This is a genomic window from Pseudomonas sp. AC239, assembly GCF_979258545.1.
This window is the reverse complement of record NZ_OZ409864.1, coordinates 1,461,443-1,485,572: the sequence shown is the minus strand read 5'-3', so window position 1 is coordinate 1,485,572 and position 24,130 is coordinate 1,461,443. Positions and strand designations below refer to the sequence as shown.

The window sequence follows — 24,130 nt, the reverse complement described above, 5'->3', positions numbered from 1 at the left end:
TAGGTACAGCGTGATCCTTGTGGGAGCGAGCCTGCTCGCGAAATCGCTTGCCAGGTCAGCGAAGATTCGCCTGGCCACTGAACAGCCATGAAGCGCAACGGTCGTAGCTACATCGCCCCCCACCGGTTGCCACGCCATGACCACCCCCACCAGCGACAAGACCCCCGACCTCTCGGCCAAGGAGCAGCACGAAGTCGAGAAGAGCCAGCCGCCGCGCGCGGCCGTTCTGCATGAAATCATCCGCACCCAGGGCGATCAGGAGCTGGAGCGCAGCATTGCCGCGCTGTGGTGGTCGGCGCTGGCGGCGGGCCTGACCATGGGCCTGTCCTTGATGGGCATGGGATTGCTCAATTCACGCCTGCCCGATGGCGACGAATTCAAGGTGATCGCCAGTTTCGGCTACTGCGCCGGTTTCCTCGCGGTGATCCTCGCGCGCCAGCAATTGTTCACCGAAAACACCCTGACCGCCGTGCTGCCGGTGATGACCAGGCCGACGCTGAAGAATTTCCTGCGCCTGATCCGTCTGTGGACAGTGGTATTGGTCGGCAACCTCTGCGGGACGATTCTGGTGGCCTACGTGATGCTGGAACTGCCGATCTTCGACAGCAAGACCGACGTCGCTTTCCTCGAAATCGGCCGCAAGGTCATGGAGCACAGCGCCAGTCAGATGTTCGCCAAGGGCATCGTCTCCGGCTGGATGATCGCCACCATGGTCTGGATGATCCCGTCCATGGAGAGCGCGAAGATGTGGATCATCATCCTCATCACCTACTTCATGGCGCTGGGCGACTTCACCCACATCGTCGTCGGATCGGCGGAAGTGTCCTATCTTGTGTTTGCCGGCGAGTTGCCGTGGAGTGATTTCTGGGCGGTGTTCGCCGGGCCGACGCTGGCGGGAAATATCATCGGCGGCAGCTTTATCTTCGCGCTGATCAGCCATGCGCAGATTCGCAGCGAAAGCGGTGCGCCGAAGGAATCTGCGGATCAGGCTGTTAAGCCCGATCCGCAGTCGATCAAGAAATGATCAGTGGTGGGCTGGCTCAGGCACGCTCGCCGGCTCGTTGCGCGTCGCGTGCTTGACCAGTTTGCCGATGGTCAGGCCCTGCAGCAGGATCGACGACAGCACGACGATGTAGGTGATGCTCAGCAGCAGGTCGCGTTCCGGGCCCAGCGGCAGGGCCAGCGCCAGTGCCACCGAAACACCGCCGCGCAAACCGCCCCAGGTCAGGATGCGGATGGTCCCGGCCGGCACTGAGCGCCAGCGACGCAGCAGCAGGATCGCCGGCGCCACGGTAAGCAGACGCGACAACAGAATCGCCACCGCCAGCAGACCTGCGGCGGCCATGTGCAGCCAGTTGAACGGCAGCAGCAACAACTCCATGCCGATCAGCGCAAACAGCAGCGCGTTGAGCATGTCATCGAGCAATTCCCAGAAGCCGTCCAGATAGCGGCGGGTCATGTCGTTCATCGCCAGATTGCGCCCGAGGTTGCCGATGATCAGACCGGCCACCACCATCGCAATCGGCGCCGAAACGTGCAATTCGGTGGACATCGCCGAACCGCCGATCACCAGGGCCAGGGTCAGCATCACGGTGATCTGGTGCTGCTCGACGCTTTTGATCATCCGATAGACCAGATAGCCGATCAGTCCGCCGAACAACACACCGCCGATCGCCTCGTGGACGAAGAGCATGGCCGTGGCACTGACGGTCGGGGTTTCGCCCAGTTGCGCGATGCCCAGCAGCACGGTGAAGACCACCACCGCCGTGCCGTCGTTGAACAGTGATTCGCCGACGATGGTGGTTTTCAGTGGCTTCGAAGCGTTGGCGGTACGCAACACGCCGAGCACGGCAATCGGGTCGGTCGGTGAGATCAGCGCGCCGAACAACAGGCAGTAGAGGAAACTCACATGCCAGCCGAACAGGGCAAAAATGTAGAAGGCCAGGCTGCCGATCACCACGGTGGCGATCAACACACCGAAGGTCGCCAGCAGGCCGATCGGCCAGCGGTAGCTGCGCAAATCATTGAGGTTGACGTGCAGGGCGCCGGCGAACAGCAGGAACGAGAGCATCCAGTTCATCAGCAGATCGCCGAAATCGATCTGGCCGATCAGTTGCTGCACGCGGTCTTCGAGGCCGGGAAAACCGAGGACGCTGAGGCCTTGCAGGAGCAGTGAGAACAGCAGGGCGGTAACCATCACGCCGATGGTCGGCGGCAGGCCGATAAAGCGGAAATTGACGAAGGTCAGGAGGGTGGTGAGGCAGATGAAAGCGGCGACGAGTTCAAGCATCCGGGGTCCTTTGGATGGAGAGTGAATGGAGCGCGACCGGAGGTTGGACGCAGGGGTTTGATGGGCAAACAGCGACATGGGACACACCACAGCTCATTGTGGCGAGGGGATTTATTCCCGCTCGGCGGCGAAGCCGTCGCAATCGGGCTTATCGATTATTCCTGACAAAACCCGATTGAAGGTTTTTGGGGCTGCTGCGCAGCCCAACGGGGATAAATCCCCTCGCCACAGGTAGTCAGTCGCAGAGGTCTCAGCCAGACACATTGACCGCACTCGCCCGCCGACGTTGCAGGTAAATGAACAACAGCGCCGTCAGCACCGTCAGCACGCCGACCAGCGCCCCGGTCCACGGCAGGTCCGCCAGATCCGCGCCGCTGGCAACCACCAGCCCGCCAATCCAGGCACCTGCTGCGTTGCCCAGATTGAACGCGCTCTGGTTCAGCGTCGAACCCAGATTCGGCGCTTCGTGCGCCTGATCGATGATCAACAGCTGCAGAATCGGGCACAGCGCAAAAGCGAAAATTCCCCACAGCACCAGAGTGATCGCCGCCGGAATAACCGCTCGGCTGGTCTGGCTGAACGCCGCGAGAATGACCACGACCGCCAGCGCTACACCGACCAGCGACGGTAACAAGCGACTATCGGCCAGGCGCCCACCGAGCATGCTGCCCGCCGTCAGGCCGACACCAAACAACAGCAGCATCACCGTCACGCCGTGGGGGCTGACGCCAGTGATGTCTTGCAGAATCGGAGCGATATAGGTGAACACGCTGAACAGACTGGTCGAGGCCAGCACGCTCATGCCCAGCGCCAGCAGGACGTTGACCTTGCTCAGTACTTTGAATTCGCTGGCGAGGTTGGCCTTGTCCATCGCGATGTGTTTCGGCAACCACAGCCACTGCGCCAGCGCGGCGACAATGCCGATCACCGATACTGCCCAGAAGGTCGAGCGCCAGCCAGCGTATTGCCCCAGCGCTGTGCCCAGCGGCACGCCGAGGACGTTGGCAAGCGTCAGGCCGGTGAACATCATGGCAATGGCTTGCGCGCGTTTGTTCGGCGCCACCAGGCCGGCGGCCACCACCGAGCCGATGCCGAAAAACGCCCCGTGACACAGCGCCGTGACCACACGCGCGGCCATTAGCGTTGCGTAGTTCGGCGCGAGCGCGCAGGGCACGTTGCCGAGAATGAACATCAGCGTCATGCCCAGCAGTGTCGCTTTGCGCGGCATGTTGGCGGTACCGATCGCCAGAATCGGCGCGCCGAACACCACGCCCAGGGCGTAACCGGTGATCAGCAGCCCGGCGTGAGGAATGCTCACCGCCAGATCGCGGGCGACATCGGGCAGCAGGCCCATGATGACGAATTCGGTGGTGCCGATGCCGAACGCGGCAACGGCGAGTGCAAGCAGAGCGAGGGGCATGCGCAAGGTCTCTGTCGGTAGTCTTGACGCTTTGATCAGGCATACGCGTGCCAGCGACCGTTTTCGAAGAAAGCGGAGCAGGCAGCTTTTATTGGAATTTTTGGGTGTGCAGCTGAGTACGGCGTGGTGGGTTGCAGTATAAACAGCTGCTGACACATGGCGAATCAATTCTGACCAGTCGGTTCTGCAATCGCATATTCACCGTAAACGCTGCCGTGAAATATCCGCCTGAAAGAACCTTTCGGCCGGCCACGGCTCTTAGCCTGTGGGCAGGTGCTGATCGGCATGCTGGTGATGAAGCTCTGACCGCTCGCCAATTATTCGAATCGAAAAAGGACGACGTTATGACAGTGGCTCTGTGGTGTGTGTTGATCGCGATTTTCCTGCCTTACGTGTGCACGATCGTGGCGAAGGCCACCGGCGGTTTCCGCTTGAAGGACAATTACGATCCACGGGATTTTCTCGATAGCGTCGATGGCGTCGCCCGTCGCGCCCATGCGGCGCAATTGAACAGCTTTGAAGTCACACCGGCGTTTGCCGCCGCGGTGATCGTCGCGCATCTGGTCGGCACTGCGGAGCTGGTGACGGTCAATGTGCTGGCGGTGCTGTTTATCACCAGTCGCCTGCTGTACATCATCTGCTACCTGGCTGACTGGGCTGCACTGCGTTCGGTGGTGTGGTTTATCGGGATGGGGCTGATTGCTTCGTTTTTCTTTGTGTCGATCTGATTATCGGCTGTTGCTGCCGGCCTCTTCGCGAGCAGGCTCGCTCCCAGATGGAAATGCATTCCAGATGTGGGAGCGAGCCTGCTCGCGAAAGCGATGGATCAGACGACGAAGAACCTAAGACTTTTGCTTCGGTGTATCCGCCACCTGCGGCACTTGCGGCAATTCTTTTCCTTTAGGCCAGAGCATCCATATCTGCCCCTGCTGTTTCATGTCTCCGGCCAGTTGCCCGGCCGCATCGCCAGTGCCCCAGAACAGATCCGCGCGCACCTCACCGGCAATCGCGCCGCCGGTATCCTGCGCGGCGACCGGGCGCACCAGCGGTGTGCCGTCCGGCTTGGTGGTCGACAGCCATAACAGACTGCCCAAGGGAATCACCTTGCGATCCACCGCCGCGCTGTAGCCGGCGGTCAACGGCACGTTCAGCGAGCCGCGCGGGCCTTCGTTGCTGTCCGGGTTGCGGGTGAAGAACACGTAGCTCGGGTTGCTGGCGAGCAGTTGCGGGATGCGCGTCGGGTTGGCCTTGGCCCAGTTGCTGATCGCGCTCATGGTTACCTCTTCCTTCTTCAGCTCACCTTGCTCGACCAGCCAGCGACCGATCGGCCGGTACGGGTGGCCGTTCTGGTCGGCGTAGGCGATGCGTAACTGTTTGCCGTCCTCGGTCTGAATCCGGCCTGAGCCCTGGATCTGCAGAAATTGCAGATTCATCGGATCAGTCAGATAGGCGACCACCGGCGCTTTCACGCCTTTGGATTCAATGGTCGCCGCGTCGTCGTAAGGCTTGAGCACGCGGCCTTCGAGGCGGCCGCGCAGGCGCTTGCCTTTCAATTCCGGGTAGATGCTGTCGAGCGAGACGATGATCATGTCTTCCGGCACGCCATACACTGGCACGTTTGCCGTTGCGGTGGGCGTCAGGCTACCGGGATAGACCGGTTCGTAATAGCCCGTGATCAGACCGTTGGGGTTGTCGTTCTCGGCGCGCAGGCCGTAGACATCGAGGTTCTGTTTGAGGAATGCACGAATCTCGGCGGCGCTTTGCGGCACATTCGCCGCCGCAGTGCAGGTCGGCCCCCAGACCGCGTCGGTTTTGAGTCGCGTGCAGGCGCTGCGCCAGGATCCGAAACCGGCGACCAGATCGTTGTCGGAGACCGCGGGCAACGCTTCCCAGGTCGCGCTGGAATAAGTGGCCAGCGCATGGGTTTTCGGTTCGGCATTGTCGCCGCCGGTGCAGCCTGCGAGAGCCGCCAATAAGGGCAGGGTAGCGAAGAGCGGGTGACGCCAGGCCGTGAAGCGGCTGTTCATGGAGTGATTCCTGTGCCGGTTGGCCGAGTGCTCCATGCGCTCGACCAACCCGTATTTTTAATAGGGCTATTGGTGTTTGGCGGTGAGCCGAGGATACTGGCCGCCGATTTCCGCGACCTGAAGCCACCATGACTCTGAAACCCATTGCTGTTGTATTGCTGGCCTGCCTGACCTTGTCCGCCTGTGGCGGCGTCGACCCTAATTCGCCGTTGGGCCAGCGCAAAGCCATCTTCAAGCAGATGCTCAAGACCAGCGAAGACCTCGGCGGCATGTTGCGCGGGCGCATTGCCTTTGACGGGCCGAAATTTGCCGAGGGCGCAGTCAGGCTTGATGCGTTGGCCCATGAGCCGTGGAAGCATTTCCCGCAGGTGCGCGAAGAAGATCACACCAGCGCCAAAGATGATGTCTGGCAGAAACAGGCGCGTTTTCAGGAACTGGCCCGCGCGCTGGAGGCAGCTACCGGTGAACTGGTGGTCGCCAGCCAGATTCAGCCATACAAGGCCAGCAATCTTGGGCCGGCAGTGCAGAAAGTCGAGGATGCCTGCAGTGCTTGCCATAAAGAGTTTCGCGATCATTGATTCCTGAGGCTGCTGAGTACCTTGTGGCGAGGGGATCTATCCCCGATGGGCTGCGAAGCAGCCCCAGCACCATACAACCGGGTTTTTTCAGTCGGACCCGACCAGCCGAATTTGCGACGGCTTCGCCGCCGGACGGGGATAAATCCCCTCGCCACACGGCTTTGGTTACTTGTCGATCTCGTCCAGCGCGTCCTGCAGTTCCTTGCGCGACTCGGCGAGCTTTTCCTTGCGCTTGTTGATCTTCTCCGGATCGCCCTTCTTCATGGCCTTGTCGAGGTCCGCCTGACGCTGGCTCACCTCATGCTTGGCCTCAAGCACTTTGTTCTCACGTTCTTTTTTCAGCCCGGCGTCGGTGCAATGTTCGTTCACTTCACGCAGTGCGGTTTCCAGACCCGCCTGCTGCTCCATGTTGCCGCGCGACTTGGCCTGTTCGATCTGGTTGATGATGCCCTGCTTCTTGGCAGCGCAACCGGTCAGGCCCGGGCCGTCTTCCTCGGCCATGACCGGGGCGGCCATGACGCCGCAAAGAGTGAGCAGGGCGAGCGGTGCGAGAAATTTCATAAAAGCTCCATGTGCAAAGGCAATCGGGGTTGGAGGGCACTGCGCTGTTGGAGCGTCTGGCCGGCCGTTGGGTTCCCGCCGGGCGGGGATTGCAGGTTCAGAAGCCGTCGATTCCGGCGGCTTTCAAGGTTTCACTCAAAGCCACTACCTGCGGGTCGCGAAAGAATGCGCTCAGTTGCGCCGCGCGTCCCGGGCCGATGCCGGTTTCTGCCTGCCATTGTTCCGTGTCGCGTTGTGCCAGGGCCTGCCACGAATCGTCCAGTTGTGCCTGTCCGGTCGGCGGCATGCCCAGCGCTTTCAACCATCGAGCGAACGGCTGTTGCCGCGCGCCGTGAAAACTCTGGATCAGACGTGCGCTGCTGCGCTCGCCGAGGCCGGCAATGGTAGCAAGCTCTGACGCATCGAGGGTCAGCCAATCCAGCAGGTGTTTCAGACGGCCTGTTTCCAAAAGTTTCTCCCAGGTGCCACGACCGACATGCTGCATGGCCAGGCCCTGCTTGCCACTGAGCCAGGTCAGACGCGCGAGAAACTGGCTTTCACACCCCGGCGTCAGTTGCCAACAACTCAGGACGTGGTAGTCGTCGCCATTGGGAATGCTGATGTCCGCCCGTTCGCTGGTGCGCAGCACGACACTGTCGAGGCGCGGAATGGTCAGCCCCGCCAGACTGATTGCCACCTGATCGCCGGGACGGATGTCGAGGCTTTGCCAGCGTTTCAGCGAGCTGACGCTGACTCGTTTGATTTCGCGGTCATCGAGTCTGACCGGCAGCAGTTCCAGCACTGGTGTGATCCGCCCTGTACGGCCGATCTTGAAGTTGACCTTGCGCACTTCGGCCAATGCCTGGGCGAACGGGTACTTCCAGGCAATCGCCCAATAAGGTGCCTTGGCCTGCCAGCGCTCGGCGGGTGGCCGTTGGCTCTGACGCAGCACCACGCCGTCGCTGGCAAAGGGCAGGGGCGAGCGATACCAGTGCTCGCGCCATTTTTGCGCGTCTTCGTATTGGCTGATGGGCTGCGTAAAGGGCTCGGTTGCGGCGAACCCCAATGCCTGAAGTTCGGACAATCGCTCCGGCAGTCGCACAGGGCCTTGCGGCCAGTCCCAGACAAACAGCCCGATCCCGGCAGCCTGTTCGGCATCCAGCGATTTGCGCCCCATCAGACCGGCGACGGTGGCGCGGGCATTGACGCTGCCGGACTGTGATTGAACATGGGCGTTCAGGCGCCAATAAAGCTCGCCCTGTACCAGCAGATCCCGTGGCTGCCTCAACCGTTGCGGAATGGCAGCGATCCTGCGCGCGGAGGCGGTCCAGTCCTGGCCGTTGATCCCGTCACCGCGACTGATCGCCTGCTGCAATATTCCCTGGCGGTAGATCAGCGTGACAGCCACGCCGTCGACCTTGGGCTGCACCCAGACGTTCTGGCGAGCGCGCAGCCAGTGGGCGACGTCCTCGGCCTTGTGCAGCTTGTCCAGACCGGTGTGGGCGATGGGGTGGGGGAACGTGCCGGACGCGGTGCGTAACGGCTGCGGGGATGAGGTGTGGTTGAAACAGGCCTGCCATTCTTTCAGTCGCAGTTGGGACTGGTCATAGAGTTCGTCGCTGATCAATGAGCGGCCTTCGCGGTGATAGGCGTCGTCCCATTGATCGATCCGGTTTTGCAGGGCGGTGATTTCGCGTTGGGCTTGGGGTAAGGGCCAGTCGGGGCAGTTGGCTTGGCTGACGAGGGTGATGAGTGCCAGCAGGAAGGCCAGCAACAGGCGCAGTGTGAAGAGCATTGTGAGCATCCTTGCTCGGGGGGTGATGCTTGAAGGGTAGGTGAGGATCAGAAGAACGTTGCGCGGCTTTTTTGCGAACTGTTTCGGGGCAGGGGAACTGGTGTTGCCGGGGCGGGCGCCTTCGCGAGCAGGCTCGCTCCCACACGGATCTCAAAAATCTGTCAGGCATGAAAAAGCCCCGCACGGCGCGAACCGTGCGGGGCTTTCATGCAGCCAGGGTTTTACAGGCCAGCGGCGGAACGCAGGGCGTCGGCGCGGTCGGTTTTTTCCCAGGTGAACGTGGTGAAGCTGTCTTCGCCAACGGTCTTGGTCTGCGGTGCCCGACCGAAGTGGCCGTAGGCTGCGGTTTCCTGATACATCGGGTGCAGCAGGTCGAGCATGGTGGTGATCGCGTATGGACGCAGGTCGAACACTTCACGCACCAGTTTGATGATCTTGTCATCGCTGATCTTGCCGGTGCCGAAGGTGTTCAGCGAGATCGACGTAGGCTGGGCCACACCGATTGCGTAGGAAACCTGAATCTCGCAACGCTCGGCCAGACCGGCCGCAACGATGTTCTTGGCCACGTAACGGCCCGCGTAGGCAGCAGAACGGTCAACCTTCGATGGATCCTTGCCGGAGAACGCGCCGCCGCCGTGACGGGCCATGCCGCCGTAGCTGTCGACGATGATCTTGCGGCCGGTCAGACCGCAGTCGCCCACCGGGCCGCCAATGATGAACTGGCCGGTCGGGTTGATGTGGAACTGGGTGTCCTTGCTCAGCAGTTCGGCAGGCAGCACGTGCTTGACGATCAGCTCCATCACGCCTTCGCGCAAATCTTTGTACGAGACTTCCGGGTTGTGCTGGGTCGACAGAACCACAGCGTCGATGCCGACAACCTTGCCGCCTTCGTAACGGCAGGTCACTTGCGACTTGGCATCCGGACGCAGCCAAGGCAGCAGGCCCGACTTGCGTGCTTCAGCCTGACGCTGCACCAGCTGGTGCGAGAAGGTGATCGGCGCTGGCATCAAAACGTCGGTTTCGTTGCTGGCGTAGCCGAACATCAGGCCCTGGTCGCCGGCGCCCTGATCTTCAGGCTTGGCGCGGTCAACGCCCTGGTTGATGTCAGGGGACTGCTTGCCGATGATGTTCATCACGCCGCAGGTCGCGCCGTCGAAGCCGACTTCGGAGCTGGTGTAGCCGATGTCGCAAATCACGTCACGAACGATCTGCTCCAGGTCGACCCAGGCGCTGGTGGTCACTTCACCGGCAACGATGGCCACGCCGGTCTTGACCAGGGTTTCCACGGCCACGCGAGCGTGTTTGTCCTGGGCAATAATGGCGTCCAGCACCGCATCGGAAATCTGGTCGGCGATTTTGTCCGGATGTCCTTCAGACACGGACTCGGAGGTGAAGAGGGAGTATTCGCTCATCTCGATGTTTTCCTGAATTTACCGATGGTGAGTGTCGCCAGCCGGTCGCTGAAAGTGGCGAACCTGGATCTGGAAACCATTACGTAAGCCTACATAGAGGCTTTCCCCGGGAACGAGTCCCGCAGCGGTGGCCCAACGGGCCAGATCGTCCTGTTCAAACCCCAACCAGAGATCACCGCAGGCCTCCCTGGCCCAACTCTGGTTGTGGCTACATAACTCTGTCACGAGCAGGCTACCGCCCGGTTGCAGCAAGTCGGCCATGTGCCTGAGCGCATCGGCCGGGGCGGCAAAATGGTGCAGGACCATGTTCAGCACCACGCAATCAGCCGTAAGGCTCGTGCCGTTCAATGCATCGGCCAATTGCAGGCTGACGTTAGCCAGCTGTTCACGTTCGCATACCTGACGCGCCAGTTCGAGCATCGCCGGGCTGTTGTCCAGCGCGGTGACGGTGCCGAAGCGACGGGCCAGTTCCGGCAGAAAAGCACCATCGCCGGGGCCGACTTCAATGGCCGTGGCTGCACCATCGAAGTTCAGTTTGTCGAGCAGGGCCAGCACGCTGTCACGGTACTGCGGCAGGCCTGCGATCAAGTCTTGCTGGGCACGGAATTTTTCCGCGACCCGGGCGAAAAAGTCCTGACTGGCCGCGGCACGCTGGCCGTGAACCTGCTCGATGCGCGCTCGCACCTCGTCAGGCAGATCCAGATTGTCGACTTCTTCCAGCAATGCCGCGTGCAGCTTGCCGCCGAGCAATTCGCTGTGGGGCAGGGCGCGACGATAGAAAATCGCATTGCCTTCACGGCGTGTCGCCACCAGATCGGCTTGCGCCAGCACCTTGAGGTGATGGCTCATGCCTGACTGGCCGATGCCGAAAATCTGCGCGAGCTCCAGCACGCCAAACGAATCGTTGGCCAGCGCGCGCAAGACATTCAGCCGCAGCGGATCGCCGCCGGCCTTGCACAGGGCCGCCAGCTCGTCGCAATCGTCATGGCGAATGGAAGGCACGCGTAAGTTCATAGGGCTGGCAGTCTAGAGACGGGGGCAAGGCACCGCAAGGTCAATATCAAAAAGTTTTGATATTGCTCGATAAATGGCACTTCTCAACGCACGGTAGTCTCTACAAACGAACAGCGGAAAGGTTTCACCAGGCGAAACCTGTGCTATCGATTGGAAAAACGCCTGCCGATGACTATCTGTCATTGCCCCCAGACGCATGGGTGAGGGAAAATGCCCTCCTTTTTTCCGTTTCAGTCTATTCACACCCAGGAGATCAGCGATGCCTAGCCGTCGTGAGCGTGCCAACGCCATTCGTGCCCTCAGCATGGATGCCGTGCAAAAAGCCAACAGCGGCCATCCCGGTGCCCCTATGGGTATGGCAGATATTGCCGAAGTGCTGTGGCGCGACTACCTCAAGCACAACCCGAGCAACCCGTCGTTCGCCGACCGTGACCGCTTCGTGCTGTCCAACGGCCACGGCTCGATGTTGATCTACTCGCTGCTGCACCTGACCGGGTACGACCTGTCGATCGACGACCTCAAGCAGTTCCGTCAACTGCACAGCCGCACGCCGGGCCACCCGGAATTCGGTTACACCCCGGGCGTTGAAACCACCACCGGTCCGCTGGGTCAAGGTCTGGCCAACGCCGTCGGTTTCGCGCTGGCTGAAAAAGTCCTGGGCGCGCAGTTCAATCGTCCTGGCCACGACATCGTCGACCACCACACCTACGTGTTCCTCGGTGATGGCTGCATGATGGAAGGCATTTCCCACGAAGTCGCCTCTTTGGCCGGCACGCTGGGCCTGGGCAAGCTGATTGCCTTCTACGATGACAACGGCATTTCCATCGACGGCGAAGTCGAAGGCTGGTTCACCGATGACACGCCGAAGCGTTTCGAAGCCTATAACTGGCAGGTGATCCGCAATGTCGACGGTCACGATCCGGAAGAGATCAAGACCGCCATCGAAACCGCGCGCAAGAGCGCTCAGCCGACGCTGATCTGCTGCAAGACCACCATCGGTTTCGGTTCGCCGAACAAGCAGGGCAAGGAAGATTGCCACGGCGCCCCACTGGGTGACGCGGAAATCGCCCTGACCCGTCAGGCGCTGAACTGGAACTACGGCCCGTTCGAAATCCCGGCCGACATCTACGCCGAGTGGGACGCCAAAGAAGCTGGCCGCGCGGTCGAAGCCGAGTGGGATCAGCGTTTCGCTGCTTACTCCGCTGCATTCCCGACCGAAGCCAACGAGCTGATCCGACGTCTGAGCGGTGAACTGCCGGCCGACTTCTCGGAAAAAGCCTCGGCCTACATCGCCGAAGTCGCGGCCAAGGGCGAAACCATCGCCAGCCGCAAGGCCAGCCAGAACACCCTTAACGCGTTTGGCCCGCTGCTGCCGGAACTGCTCGGCGGTTCGGCTGACCTCGCCGGTTCCAACCTGACCCTGTGGAAAGGTTGCAAGGGCGTCAGCGCTGAAGATGCCAGCGGTAACTACATGTACTACGGCGTGCGCGAATTCGGCATGACCGCAATCATGAACGGCGTGACCCTGCACGGCGGCCTGGTGCCTTACGGCGCGACCTTCCTGATGTTCATGGAATACGCGCGCAATGCCGTACGTATGTCGGCACTGATGAAGAAGCGCGTGATTCACGTCTACACCCACGACTCCATCGGTCTGGGAGAAGACGGCCCGACGCACCAGCCGATCGAGCAACTGACCAGCCTGCGCACCACGCCGAACCTCGACACCTGGCGTCCAGCCGATGCCGTTGAATCGGCAGTCGCGTGGAAAAACGCACTGGAGCGCAAGGACGGCCCGTCGGCGCTGATCTTCTCGCGGCAGAACCTGCAACACCAGGAACGCGATGCTGGCCAGATCGCCAACATCAGCCGTGGTGGTTATGTACTCAAGGACTGCGCAGGCGAGCCTGAGCTGATCCTGATCGCCACCGGTTCGGAAGTCGGTCTGGCGGTTCAAGCCTTCGACAAACTGACCGAGCAGGGCCGTAAGGTTCGCGTGGTATCGATGCCTTGCACCAGCGCGTTCGATGCTCAGGATGCGGAGTACAAGCAGTCGGTGCTGCCGTTGCAGGTCGGCGCACGTATTGCCATCGAAGCGGCCCACGCCGATTTCTGGTTCAAGTACGTGGGTCTGGAAGGACGCGTGATCGGCATGACCACCTACGGTGAGTCGGCGCCGGCTTCGGCATTGTTCGAAGAGTTCGGTTTTACCCTGGAAAACATCCTCGGTCAGGCTGAAGAGCTGCTGGAAGACTAAATCTGACAGTTGTGTTGTCCGGGCTGGCCTTCGCGAGCAGGCTCGCTCCCACAGGGAAATGCATTCCAATGTGGGAGCGAGCCTGCTCGCGAAAGCGTTGGTTCAGGCAATATCGCAGTGCCTGATTCACCACGGTAATCGAGATCCCCATGCCTCAACCGCGTCCCTACAAAGTTGCACTCAACGGCTACGGCCGCATTGGTCGTTGCGTCTTGCGGGCGTTGTTCGAGCGCGGCGCGCAGGCCGGGTTTGAAATTGTCGCGATCAACGATCTGGCCGACATGGCCAGCATCGAATACCTGACACGCTTCGACTCCACCCACGGGCGATTCCCCGGCGAAGTGCGGGTTGAAGGCGATTGTCTGCATATCAATGGCGACTGCGTGAAGGTCTTGCGCAGTGCCACCCCCGAAGGCATCGATTGGGCGTCGCTGGGCGTCGATCTGGTGCTCGAGTGCTCCGGCGCTTACCACACTCGTGCCGATGGCCAGCGCTTTCTCGACGCCGGCGCGCCGCGCGTGCTGTTCTCGCAGCCGATGGCCAGCGAAGCGGATGTCGACGCCACCATCGTGTACGGCGTCAATCAGAACTGCCTGACCGGCGACGAACTGCTGGTATCCAACGCCTCGTGCACCACCAACTGCGGCGTGCCGTTGCTGCGTCTGCTCGATCAGGCGATTGGCCTGGATTATGTGTCGATCACCACGATTCACTCGGCGATGAACGATCAGCCGGTGATCGATGCCTATCACCACGAAGACCTGCGCCGCACGCGTTCGGCGTTCCAGTCGGTGATCCCGGTGTCCACTGGTCTGGCGCGGGGCATCGAGCGCCTGCTGCCGGAACTTGCCGGACGAATTCAGGCCAAAGCCGTGCGCGTGCCGACAGTCAACGTGTCCTGCCTCGACATCACGATGCAGACCGCCACGGCGACTGATGCCAATGAGGTCAACCGGATCCTGCGCGAAGCCGCCACCAGCGGCCCGCTCAAAGGCCTGCTGGCCTACACCGAGTTGCCGCACGCCAGCTGTGATTTCAACCATGACCCACATTCGGCCATCGTCGATGCCAGTCAGACCCGTGTTTCCGGCCCCAAACTGGTGAACATCCTGGCCTGGTTCGACAACGAATGGGGTTTTGCCAACCGAATGCTGGACGTTGCAGACCACTATCTGCAAACAGCAACTTCAAAAAAACCGTAGGAAGTGCGACCCATGACCGTGTTGAAGATGTCCGACCTCGATCTGCAAGGTAAGCGCGTATTGATCCGCGAAGACCTCAACGTCCCCGTCAAGGACGGTGTTGTCACCAGCGACGCGCGCATCCTGGCTTCGCTGCCGACCATCAAGCTGGCCCTGGAAAAAGGCGCGGCGGTGATGGTCTGCTCGCACCTGGGCCGTCCTAACGAAGGCGAGTTCTCCGCCGAAAACAGCCTGAAACCTGTCGCCGACTACCTGAGCAAAGCGCTCGGGCGCGAAGTGCCGCTGGTGGCTGATTACCTCGGTGGTGTTGAAGTCAAGGCTGGCGACATCGTGCTGTTCGAAAACGTGCGCTTCAACAAGGGCGAGAAAAAGAACGCCGACGACCTGGCGCAGCAATATGCGGCCCTGTGCGACGTGTTCGTGATGGATGCTTTCGGTACTGCTCACCGCGCCGAAGGTTCGACCCATGGTGTCGCCAAGTTCGCCAAAGTCGCCGCTGCCGGCCCGTTGCTGGCCGCTGAACTGGACGCACTGGGCAAAGCCTTGGGCGCACCGGCCAAGCCAATGGCGGCCATTGTTGCCGGCTCCAAGGTCTCGACCAAACTCGACGTACTCAACAGCCTGAGCCAGATCTGCGATCAACTGATCGTCGGCGGCGGCATCGCCAACACCTTCCTCGCGGCCGCTGGTCACCCGGTTGGCAAGTCGCTGTACGAACCGGATCTGCTCGACACCGCCCGTGAAATCGCGGCGAAAGTCAGCGTGCCGTTGCCGGTTGACGTCGTGGTCGCCAAGGAATTTGCCGAAAGCGCTGAAGCGACTGTGAAGCTGGTCGCTGATGTTGCGGCTGACGACATGATTCTCGACATCGGCCCGCAAACCGCCGCCAATTTCGCCGAACTGCTGAAGTCGTCGAAAACCATTCTGTGGAACGGCCCGGTCGGCGTGTTCGAGTTCGATCAGTTCGGCAACGGCACCAAAGTGCTGGCCCAGGCCATCGCCGAAAGCTCGGCATTCTCCATCGCGGGCGGTGGCGACACCCTGGCGGCGATCGATAAATATGGCGTGGCTGAGCAGATCTCCTACATTTCCACCGGTGGTGGCGCGTTCCTCGAATTCGTCGAGGGCAAGGTGCTGCCTGCCGTTGAAGTCCTGGAAAGCCGGGCCAAGGCCTGAGGCCGCCCGTTTGGCCAGGCAAAGGAGTGTTCACATGGTCAAGTCGTTAGCGCTGTTGTTGCTGACCGGTACGCTGGCGGCCTGCGGGAGCACCCCGAAGGCCGACGCGACGCCGGCACCGAGCGAGCCGCAGAAGGGCTGTTATCAGGCCGACTGGCAGGCCGAAACCAACCCGGTGCTGAACAAGCGCTCGGGCCCGGACGGCCTGGACAAATACGAGACGCAAACCCCGGTCAAGGAACATGGTTGTCCTTGACGGGTCTGACTCTTTAACTCAGGGCTGGCGGCATGCGTCGTCAGTCGAGGAACACGGATGAAAGGCTTGATCGCCGTTGCGGCGTTGGCATTGTTGGGCGGTTGCGCGCAGTTGAACCTGTTTCAGTCGTCGGCCCCGGCAGACAACTGGACGACCTGGACCTGCGACAGTCAGGCCAAGGTGTTGTGGCGTTACGCCGATGCCGGCCAGAAGGAAGTCGATGTGCGACTGGGCGGCGCTGATCAGGTCTATCGCCTGAAAGAAGAGCCGGGCGCCTCGGGCACGCTGTACAGCGATGGCATGCTGGCGTTTCACGTCAAGGGTGACGAAGGCCTGGTGTATTGGGTCGCCACCAATGACCTGATTGGCCGTGGTTGCAAGACCGAGTAAAACGATTGATTTGATTCACAGCGATCCAAATGTGGGAGCGGGCTTGCTCGCGAAGGCGGTGGATCAGCTCGCATAGATGTTGAATGTTTAACCGCATTCGCGAGCAAGCCCGCTCCCACAGTGGTTGTCTGTAGTTCTTGAGATTTTGTATCACCGAATTCGCAGCCCGGGCCCAAACCCCCGATCTGCATTAACTTGAATAGCCGCCGCCGCTCCGGCAGGCTGGCACGATCAACGACCCTCAACCGGGAGAGACACACACAATGGCACTTATCAGCATGCGCCAGATGCTGGACCACGCAGCCGAGTTCGGCTACGGCGTTCCAGCCTTCAACGTCAACAACCTTGAGCAGATGCGCGCCATCATGGAAGCCGCTGACAAGACTGACTCCCCGGTGATCGTCCAGGCTTCGGCCGGCGCCCGCAAATACGCCGGCGCGCCATTCCTGCGTCACTTGATCCTGGCGGCGATCGAAGAATTCCCGCACATCCCGGTGTGCATGCACCAGGACCACGGCACCAGCCCTGACGTCTGCCAGCGTTCGATTCAACTGGGCTTCAGCTCGGTGATGATGGACGGCTCGCTGGGCGAAGACGGCAAGACCCCGACCGACTACGACTACAACGTCCGCGTTACCCAACAAACCGTGGCCATGGCCCACGCCTGCGGCGTTTCGGTAGAAGGCGAGCTGGGCTGCCTGGGTTCGCTGGAAACCGGCATGGCCGGTGAAGAAGACGGCATCGGCGCCGAAGGCGTTCTGGATCACAGCCAGATGCTGACCGACCCGGAAGAAGCCGCTGACTTCGTCAAACGCACCCAGGTCGATGCCCTGGCCATTGCCATCGGCACCAGCCACGGCGCCTACAAGTTCACCAAGCCACCAACCGGCGACGTGCTGGCGATCGACCGCATCAAGGAAATCCACAAACGCATCCCGAACACCCACCTGGTGATGCACGGTTCGTCCTCGGTTCCGCAAGAGTGGCTGGCGATCATCAACCAGTACGGCGGCGACATCAAAGAAACCTACGGCGTGCCGGTTGAAGAAATCGTCGAAGGCATCAAGCACGGTGTGCGCAAGGTCAACATCGACACCGACCTGCGCCTGGCCTCCACCGGCGCCATGCGTCGCCTGATGGCCACCAACCCGAGCGAATTCGACCCACGTAAATTCTTCGGCGCCACCGTGACCGCAATGCGTGACGTGTGTATCGCTCGTTACGAAGCGTTCGGTACTGCCGGCAATGCTTCGAAGATCAAACCGATCTCGCTGGAAGCGATGTATCAGCGTTATCTGAAGGGTGAGTTGAACGCTAAGGTCAACTGAGCCTGAGTGTTGAGCTGATTAAAAAGAAACCCGCCGAGAGGCGGGTTTTTTGTGGGCGGGATTTCTCGTGGTAACGATGCTATCCAAAAGTCAGAGAAAATGGCGCTGCCGCGTGCTTAATGGCGTTGAACACTTGGGGCGCCTGTTCGCGATACTGAGGATAGCGATCGAGCACCGTATCAACCGAGGCAAGCAGATGCTGAATGCGCTCTTTGGGTTGGTCGATTTCACAGGTGTGAGCGAACTCCAGGAGTCCTTGTCGTGAGGCGAACATTGACTTGTTGCCCGCCAGATCCAATGCCAGAACATCTTCTGGAATATAGGCCGTGGTGTTGACGATGTCGTAAGCCGGAGCCAGATGCGCGTCGCGTCGCGTCGGTTCGGAATAGAGCAATCCGAAGTTTTTCAAATGAGCGTCGCCATTCCCAACAATGCAGCTCAGAGCGACGCTATCGAAGAGTTGATCAAGCGACGTACGCAAGTGTTTCGCTGGGCAAAACACTCGAACAGCCTTGGCGATTGCCGCATAACTCTTGCTGTACTTCTCGTTAGCCGAGAGCCCCATCAGCACCGCCATGTCTTCAAACCCAATGGGATTGAGCTGGTCGTCGCGATCAAATCGACGCATGACAAACAGCTTGGCATTATCGGAAAGGTAAAACGGTGGAACGGGAATCCCCGCGTCTTTCGCCATGGACATGCAAAGGAATTCGTTGATCGCCAGGCCCGGGAATTCGTCTCTTCCACTCTTGATGATCAGATCCGAGGTTTTGGATGTCACTCTCGGCAACTCTATTTCTTGTCGCTCCGGCACCAGCAACTTGGGTTGAACACCTGAAATGCCTGCCCGCAGGATGTAGCGATCAAGCATGTTGGCGAAGATATCTTCCGTACCGTCCCACGTGAGAATCTCTTCAAGTTTTTCTCCCGGAAATTCTTGCGCCTGCAACAATGCATCAACGGTTTCAGAGCGTACGTGAACCCTGCCAATGGGCGATGTACTGCCGGAAAGCGCCAGTAGCAGCATTGGGTCGACGTTCACAGTCTTGGCCAAGCGGTTGCGCAACTGCTCCAGTACATAGCCTTCTGGCAGGTTCATTTGAAAAACAGGGTGCAACTCCCGCCGACGAAACTCGTTATGCCGTACAGGCATCAGGAGGCTGATCGCCATTTGTAGCGATGCATCTTCGTGATAACGAAAAGTGAAATCCTCGGCATCGCTGAAAAGCCTGCCGCTATTACCTTCAGGGGTACTGACTTGAAGAGAGGCCATTTTCATTCGAATAAATCTCCGATCTCTTCAAGGGTTGGCATCGTTGCTGGAACCACCGAGAGTTCGCAGTCCAAAGCAGCCAGAACGCGCGCGTAAGCGATCATGCCGACAGAAAGGGTACCTTTCTCCACCGCGATGATTTTGTATCGCGTGAGTCCCGCCAGACCAGCAAGCTGAGCCTGCGTCAGGCCACGATTCATACGTTTTTCGCGTAATTGAATGCCGAGACGGGTAATTAAAAGAGAGTAATCCATGTTGCGCTGCCATCACATTTTGATGTCAATGTAGCGTAAACGGAACATTTAATCTATTTTGGCTAAAAAAGCCCACACTGACGGGCTTTTTTGTGGACGACTGCTTCTTCAGCCCAACGTGATCCAGTGCCTGATTTACCGCCAGTTCACCGAGCATGACGACCTGCGCGGACTTGCGGTGGGAGATGTCGAGCATGGCGGCGAAGTTGTTGAGCATTTCGCTGGCTGAGCCCAAGGTTTCGCTGGCGTTGGCCAGCAGGGATTCGGTGTTGTATTTCGGGTTTGCGAGGTACATGGGCTCGGGTTCGTTGGTGCTCGCCATGATAAGGGCGGCGGGGTTGAGGTAGTGGTCGAGGGCGCGTTCGGCGGCGTCGTTGAGTTTTTTGAGTCGAGGGATTCGTATGGCGAGGCCGGGTCGGTGACCGGCGGGTGTGGCGTTGATTTAGTCATTTGCTCGAAACCTGATTGGAGTGCCTCCGCTCTGGCTACTAATCAAAGTGGAGGCAACTGTACGCAGGTTAGTAGACCGGGGTTTCGAGCAAGCCGGCGCACCCGAAGGTGCCCTGCGCACAGCTGCCATCAAGCGCAGGAATCGAAATCCCCGACTGACAGATGCTTGTGCATCACGCTTGAAACCACGGGCTACTAAACCCGATCACTGGGAATCAGAGACACGAATCAAGTTACCGATGGCCCGCCAGGCGCACAAGCCGGCGAATTCTGGCGTAGTGGTAGGCAACGACGCAAGCTGTTGTAGGCATCCGGAAGTAACCGCTGACAGCTCTAAACAGCGCTGTTTAAAGGTAGGAGCTGCCGGAGGCTGCGATCTTTTGATTCTGTCTTTTTAGAATCAAAAACAAGATCAAAAGATCGCAGCCTCCGGCAGCTCCTACAGTAGGATTTGCGTTACTTGTCGTGGTCAATATCCAGTTTGGTAAACGTCACCTGCCCACCTTCACTGGTGTAGCCGGTGTTGTCCTGCACATATACCCCGGCCTTGAAGTACAGCGGCTTGTTGCGCCAGGTCGCGCTGATCTGCGAATCCCACTGATATCCCGCCGCACTGACGCCCAACGCGCCACCAGGACTCAGATGGATGAGGTAGTTGAATTCGCGATCGAGCTTCACGCCAGTGGCGAGGGTGATGACGCGGCTTTCGTCATCATCGGGGCGCATGCGCACTTTGATCACCAGGTTGCCGGTCTCGGTTTTTTCCTTGTACTGGTACTCAAGTTTGAGCATCGGCTTCTGGCTTTCATACGCATGGATCTGGCCGATGACGATCTTGCCCGAGCTGGGCACTTTGTTTACCGCGAGGGTGGCGCGCAGCAGGTTATCGGCGTCCGGGTAATACCAGTTGCGCAGGGTGCCGTTGCTGTAGGTTTCGCGCAGTTCGGTGCGCGGGTAGACGGCGTTTTCGGTTTTTGAACCGGTGACCGGTGACCAGAAAAACAAGGTCCCGGTATCGGAATGGAAGTATTGATCCTTGAAGCCTTTCACCAGTTTTTCGGTTTCGACGGTGTATGGCGGGCTGCCAACGGGAACGCTGAGGTTCCAGGTTGCGAGATCGATCATGTCGGTTCTTCCACTCGATTCATCCTGAACGCGGGTGCCAGAAGCTCTAGCCCGCGCCTTTTCGGGGCGCCTTTATAAGCGTAGCGGCTATTTTTGTTAATGCCCGTCCGGCGGTTGATTGGCGTCAACATCCTGTCGAAATGCCATCCTTCCCGGTTTTCGGGGGCTGTAGGCGTGACCGTTAGTCGGCTCGACGGAACAATGGTCGAATGATGGCGCCATGACAGCTTCTGCTTTATGGGAACCGCGACTAGAGTGAAGGCTCAGTACGTCTATGGTTTTTGCCGGCAACGGCTTGATAAGAGAAGCAGCATGGAATGCGCGCAACCCCAGCCAGGTGAAGGCAGCTCGGTCCTTTTGATCGTCGATGATTACCCCGAAAACCTGATCAGCATGCGCGCGTTGCTGCAGCGTCAGGATTGGCACGTGATGACCGCCGCCTCCGGTTTCGAGGCGCTGAACCTTTTGCTCGAATACGACATCGATCTGGTCCTGCTCGATGTGCAGATGCCCGGCATGGACGGTTTCGAGGTTGCGCGGCTGATGCGCGGCAGCCAGCGCACGCGGCTGACGCCGATCATTTTCCTGACCGCCAACGAGCAATCCCAGGACGCCGTGATCAAGGGCTATGCCAGTGGCGCGGTGGATTACCTGTTCAAGCCGTTCGATCCGCAGATTCTCAAGCCCAAGGTCCAGGCGTTGCTCGAGCACCAACGCAATCGCCGTGCCCTGCAACGCCTCAGCCATGACTTGGAAGTGGCGCGGGCCTTCAATGCTTCAGTGCTGGATAACGCCGCCGAAGGCATTCTGGTGCTGAGCGAGGACGGCGTGATCCGTTTTGCCAACCCGGCAATTTCACGGCTGCTCAATGCGCCGGTGAAGGAACTCGAGGGCAAGGAGTTTCTCGATTTCCTGCAGAAGCCGCACATTCCGCTATGGGCCGATTCCGAGTTCTACGCCGGCTACCAGCGCGGGGAAACCCTACGCCTGCATGATGCGTTGCTGCGCACGGCGCCGGGGCAGCAAGTGCCGGTGGCCTTGTCTTGCGCGCCGCTGCCCTCGGAGCAGCATGCAATGGTGGTGACGGTGCTGGACATGTCGGTGGTGCGTCACTTGCACCAGCAACTGGAGTTCCAGGCGGTGACCGATCCGCTGACCGGGTTGCTCAACCGACGCGGGTTCTACCAGACCGTGGAAAATCTGCTGTTGCGCGGCGAACGCAGCGACAGCAGTTGGGTGCTGCTCTACCTCGATCTCGACGGTTTCAAACGGGTCAACGATTCCCTCGGCCATGATGCCGGCGACCGCGTGTTGCGCTGGGTCTCCGAACAACTGAAGGCGTGCCTGAGGCCGTTCGATATTCTCGCGCGAATGGGCGGCGATGAATTCACCGCGCTGCTGGATCTGGAATTCCCCGAGCAAGCGGCGAAGATTGCCGAGAAGCTCATCGAACGGGTATCGGTCTGTCAGCAGATCGAAGGCCTGGATATCGTCCTTGGCGCCAGTATCGGCATTGCTACTTATCCAGACTGCGGGCGCAATCTCGACGGTTTGCTGCGCGCCTCGGACATTGCCATGTACGAAGCCAAGCGTGCCGGGCGTCAGCAATATCGCTTCTATGATCATGAGATGAACGGCCGCGCACGCTCGCGTCTGATGCTTGAAGACAGCGTGCGCGAGGCCATCGAAAACCGCGATTTCAACCTGGTCTATCAGCCGCAGGTAGCGATTGGCAGCGGGCAGATCCGTGGGTTCGAAGCGTTGCTGCGCTGGCAGCACCCGAGCGTCGGCGATGTGCCGCCGGGGTTGTTTCTGCCGTTGCTGGAAGAGGCGCGGTTGATCAGTCGCCTCGGCAGCTGGATTTATCACCGTGGCGCCGGTCAGCGTAAAGCCTGGGAAGCGCTCTTCGCTGATGATCTGGTGCTCGGCGTGAGCCTGAGCAACACCCAGTTCGGCCTGCCGAATCTGGTCACTGAATTGCGTCAGGTCATGGAGCGCCATGCGCTGCTGCCTCGGCAACTGGAAGTCGAAGTCACCGAAGAAGCGTTGATGCAAAACCCGGACGAAACCCGCAAGCAACTGCGGCTGCTGCGTCATCTCGGGGTGCGCGTGGCGCTGGACGATTTCGGTTCAGGGCCGTGCTCGCTGGCGCATCTGCGCGATCTGGAACTGGACACGCTGAAGCTCGATCGCCACTTGATCGCGCGCCTGCCGGACTCGCCACGCGATGCGGCGCTGGTGCGCATGGTCATCGACCTGTGCAAGCAATACGGTCTGCTGGTGATCGCCGAAGGGGTGGAAACCCTCGAGCAATATCAGTGGCTGCAAACCCATGGTTGCGAATACGTGCAGGGCTTCCTCGTCGCGCGGCCGTTGATCGCCGAAGACGCGGTCAGCTTCGTCGAACCGTTTGACTGGAGCGCGTTGCCCGGTTGAATTCGCTACACTGGCGGACCTTTTTCGAACCGCGTCGCTCGTCCATGACTGTGTTGAAATACCTCCAGGCCTATCCCGAGCGTTTGCAGGATCAGGTGCGCCAGCTGATCGCCGAAGGGCGGCTGGGTGATTACCTCGATCAGCGCTATTCGGGACGGCATGACGTACAGAGCGACAAGGCACTGTATAGCTACGCGCTGGATCTCAAACAGCAGTACATGCGCAACGCGCCGGCCATCGACAAAGTGCTGTTCGACAACCGCCTCGACCTGACCCACCGCGCCCTCGGTCTGCACACCACGGTGTCACGAGTGCAGGGCGGCAAGCTCAAGGCCAACAAGGAAATCCGCATCGCCGCGCTGTTCAAGGACGCCGCGCCGGATTTTCTGAAGATGATCGTGGTGCACGAGCTGGCGCACTTCAAGGAATCGGACCACAACAAGGCGTTCTATAAACTGTGCGAGCACATGCTGCCGGGGTATCACCAGATCGAGTTCGATCTGCGTGTGTACCTGACGTGGCGGGATATGCAGGCTTGACCAATCAGGAAGGTGTGATGGACGTCAGCAAGACCAAAAGCAGTTTCTACCGCCGTTTGTACGTGGCCTATCTGATCGACAGTGGCTTGGCGCCAAGCGTGCCGGCGCTGACCGAAGTCACCGGCATGCCTCGACGCACGGCGCAGGACACCATCGCCGCGCTGGCTGATCTGGACATCATCTGTGAGTTCGAACAGGAGGAGGGCGCGCGCAATCATGCCGGGCGCTATCGGATTCGTGAGTGGGGAGCGATTGATTGCGGCTGGATCGAGCGCAATTTGCGGCAGATAAAGGCAGTGCTTGACTACCCCTGATTCCTGCGCCGACGGTTCTGACGCCTTCGCGAGCAGGCTCGCTCCCACAATGGA

The 24,130-nt window shown here is 60.1% G+C and carries 22 protein-coding genes and 1 pseudogene; 12 read left to right on the top strand and 11 right to left on the bottom strand.

Annotated elements, in window-relative coordinates; all coding sequences use genetic code 11:
• Positions 1-136 precede the first annotated feature (136 nt).
• Entirely contained in the window at positions 137-1,024 is an 888-nt protein-coding gene (locus ACZ0AZ_RS06870; protein ID WP_016772773.1) for a formate/nitrite transporter family protein, read from the top strand.
• Here the strand turns inward: ACZ0AZ_RS06870 and ACZ0AZ_RS06865 are convergent, their stop codons facing one another.
• On the bottom strand, positions 1,025-2,290 hold the full coding sequence (locus tag ACZ0AZ_RS06865; protein WP_016772774.1) for a cation:proton antiporter: 1,266 nt from the start codon (positions 2,288-2,290) through the stop codon (positions 1,025-1,027).
• Positions 2,291-2,540: 250 nt separating this feature from the next.
• The gene (locus ACZ0AZ_RS06860; protein ID WP_463537125.1) at positions 2,541-3,710 is read right to left on the bottom strand and encodes an MFS transporter; all 1,170 of its coding nucleotides are present in this window, start codon (positions 3,708-3,710) and stop codon (positions 2,541-2,543) included.
• Between the two features lie 344 nt (positions 3,711-4,054).
• On the opposite strand from ACZ0AZ_RS06860, the gene ACZ0AZ_RS06855 reads away from it, so the two are divergent.
• On the top strand, positions 4,055-4,438 hold the full coding sequence (locus tag ACZ0AZ_RS06855; protein ID WP_024014628.1) for an MAPEG family protein: 384 nt from the start codon (positions 4,055-4,057) through the stop codon (positions 4,436-4,438).
• A 114-nt stretch (positions 4,439-4,552) separates the two neighbouring features.
• On the opposite strand, the gene mltA is transcribed toward ACZ0AZ_RS06855, so the two are convergent.
• A complete protein-coding gene (gene mltA / locus ACZ0AZ_RS06850) occupies positions 4,553-5,737 on the bottom strand; it encodes a murein transglycosylase A (protein WP_310403464.1) in 1,185 nt (394 codons plus the stop codon).
• Positions 5,738-5,865: 128 nt separating this feature from the next.
• Here mltA and ACZ0AZ_RS06845 point away from each other — a divergent pair, with 128 nt between their 5' ends.
• A complete protein-coding gene (locus ACZ0AZ_RS06845; RefSeq protein ID WP_039757595.1) occupies positions 5,866-6,315 on the top strand; it encodes a c-type cytochrome in 450 nt (149 codons plus the stop codon).
• Positions 6,316-6,480: 165 nt separating this feature from the next.
• On the opposite strand, the gene ACZ0AZ_RS06840 is transcribed toward ACZ0AZ_RS06845, so the two are convergent.
• The 4 genes from ACZ0AZ_RS06840 to ACZ0AZ_RS06825 form a co-directional block, all read right to left on the bottom strand.
• Entirely contained in the window at positions 6,481-6,876 is a 396-nt protein-coding gene (locus ACZ0AZ_RS06840) for a DUF1090 domain-containing protein (RefSeq protein WP_039757598.1), read from the bottom strand.
• 97 nt (positions 6,877-6,973) lie between these two features.
• Complete coding sequence (gene ligB / locus ACZ0AZ_RS06835; RefSeq protein WP_463537124.1) at positions 6,974-8,650, bottom strand: NAD-dependent DNA ligase LigB; 1,677 nt, start codon at positions 8,648-8,650, stop codon at positions 6,974-6,976.
• 221 nt (positions 8,651-8,871) lie between these two features.
• Positions 8,872-10,062, bottom strand: coding sequence for a methionine adenosyltransferase (gene metK / locus ACZ0AZ_RS06830; RefSeq protein ID WP_024014624.1), 1,191 nt, complete (start codon positions 10,060-10,062; stop codon positions 8,872-8,874).
• A gap of 18 nt (positions 10,063-10,080) precedes the next feature.
• Entirely contained in the window at positions 10,081-11,076 is a 996-nt protein-coding gene (locus ACZ0AZ_RS06825) for an ArsR/SmtB family transcription factor (RefSeq protein WP_039757602.1), read from the bottom strand.
• A 259-nt stretch (positions 11,077-11,335) separates the two neighbouring features.
• Here ACZ0AZ_RS06825 and tkt point away from each other — a divergent pair, with 259 nt between their 5' ends.
• From tkt to fba, 6 genes are all read left to right on the top strand, one after another.
• Positions 11,336-13,333: a transketolase gene (gene tkt / locus ACZ0AZ_RS06820; protein WP_039757603.1), complete on the top strand. Its 1,998-nt coding sequence runs from the start codon at positions 11,336-11,338 to the stop codon at positions 13,331-13,333.
• A gap of 149 nt (positions 13,334-13,482) precedes the next feature.
• Entirely contained in the window at positions 13,483-14,535 is a 1,053-nt protein-coding gene (gene epd, locus ACZ0AZ_RS06815) for an erythrose-4-phosphate dehydrogenase (RefSeq protein WP_463537123.1), read from the top strand.
• A gap of 12 nt (positions 14,536-14,547) precedes the next feature.
• Positions 14,548-15,711 carry a phosphoglycerate kinase gene (locus tag ACZ0AZ_RS06810; RefSeq protein WP_463537122.1) on the top strand — a complete coding sequence of 388 codons (1,164 nt, stop codon included), beginning with the start codon at positions 14,548-14,550 and terminating at the stop codon, positions 15,709-15,711.
• A 34-nt stretch (positions 15,712-15,745) separates the two neighbouring features.
• On the top strand, positions 15,746-15,967 hold the full coding sequence (locus ACZ0AZ_RS06805) for a hypothetical protein (RefSeq protein WP_016772786.1): 222 nt from the start codon (positions 15,746-15,748) through the stop codon (positions 15,965-15,967).
• A 57-nt stretch (positions 15,968-16,024) separates the two neighbouring features.
• Positions 16,025-16,357 (top strand): MliC family protein, encoded by a 333-nt coding sequence (locus ACZ0AZ_RS06800; protein WP_129997792.1) that lies wholly within the window; start codon positions 16,025-16,027, stop codon positions 16,355-16,357.
• A 263-nt stretch (positions 16,358-16,620) separates the two neighbouring features.
• On the top strand, positions 16,621-17,685 hold the full coding sequence (fba, locus tag ACZ0AZ_RS06795) for a class II fructose-bisphosphate aldolase (protein ID WP_008081027.1): 1,065 nt from the start codon (positions 16,621-16,623) through the stop codon (positions 17,683-17,685).
• 79 nt (positions 17,686-17,764) lie between these two features.
• On the opposite strand, the gene ACZ0AZ_RS06790 is transcribed toward fba, so the two are convergent.
• From ACZ0AZ_RS06790 to ACZ0AZ_RS06775, 4 genes and pseudogenes are all read right to left on the bottom strand, one after another.
• A complete protein-coding gene (locus ACZ0AZ_RS06790) occupies positions 17,765-18,964 on the bottom strand; it encodes a type II toxin-antitoxin system HipA family toxin (protein WP_463537121.1) in 1,200 nt (399 codons plus the stop codon).
• Positions 18,961-19,212 (bottom strand): helix-turn-helix domain-containing protein, encoded by a 252-nt coding sequence (locus tag ACZ0AZ_RS06785; RefSeq protein WP_463537120.1) that lies wholly within the window; start codon positions 19,210-19,212, stop codon positions 18,961-18,963. The genes ACZ0AZ_RS06790 and ACZ0AZ_RS06785 overlap by 4 nt, the downstream gene beginning before the upstream one ends.
• A 103-nt stretch (positions 19,213-19,315) precedes the next feature.
• Positions 19,316-19,662 (bottom strand): annotated as a pseudogene (locus ACZ0AZ_RS06780) (DUF6124 family protein); the annotation flags it as partial.
• Positions 19,663-20,118: 456 nt separating this feature from the next.
• A complete protein-coding gene (locus ACZ0AZ_RS06775) occupies positions 20,119-20,787 on the bottom strand; it encodes a polysaccharide lyase family 7 protein (RefSeq protein WP_039757609.1) in 669 nt (222 codons plus the stop codon).
• 312 nt (positions 20,788-21,099) lie between these two features.
• On the opposite strand from ACZ0AZ_RS06775, the gene ACZ0AZ_RS06770 reads away from it, so the two are divergent.
• The 3 genes from ACZ0AZ_RS06770 to ACZ0AZ_RS06760 are packed head-to-tail and all read left to right on the top strand — an operon-like array spanning position 21,100 to position 24,076.
• Positions 21,100-23,223 carry a putative bifunctional diguanylate cyclase/phosphodiesterase gene (locus tag ACZ0AZ_RS06770; protein WP_463537119.1) on the top strand — a complete coding sequence of 708 codons (2,124 nt, stop codon included), beginning with the start codon at positions 21,100-21,102 and terminating at the stop codon, positions 23,221-23,223.
• A 44-nt stretch (positions 23,224-23,267) separates the two neighbouring features.
• Positions 23,268-23,762 carry a M48 metallopeptidase family protein gene (locus ACZ0AZ_RS06765; RefSeq protein ID WP_039757611.1) on the top strand — a complete coding sequence of 165 codons (495 nt, stop codon included), beginning with the start codon at positions 23,268-23,270 and terminating at the stop codon, positions 23,760-23,762.
• 17 nt (positions 23,763-23,779) lie between these two features.
• Positions 23,780-24,076, top strand: a complete 297-nt coding sequence (locus ACZ0AZ_RS06760; protein WP_463538765.1) for a winged helix-turn-helix domain-containing protein — start codon at positions 23,780-23,782, stop codon at positions 24,074-24,076.
• The last annotated feature ends 54 nt before the right edge of the window (positions 24,077-24,130 follow it).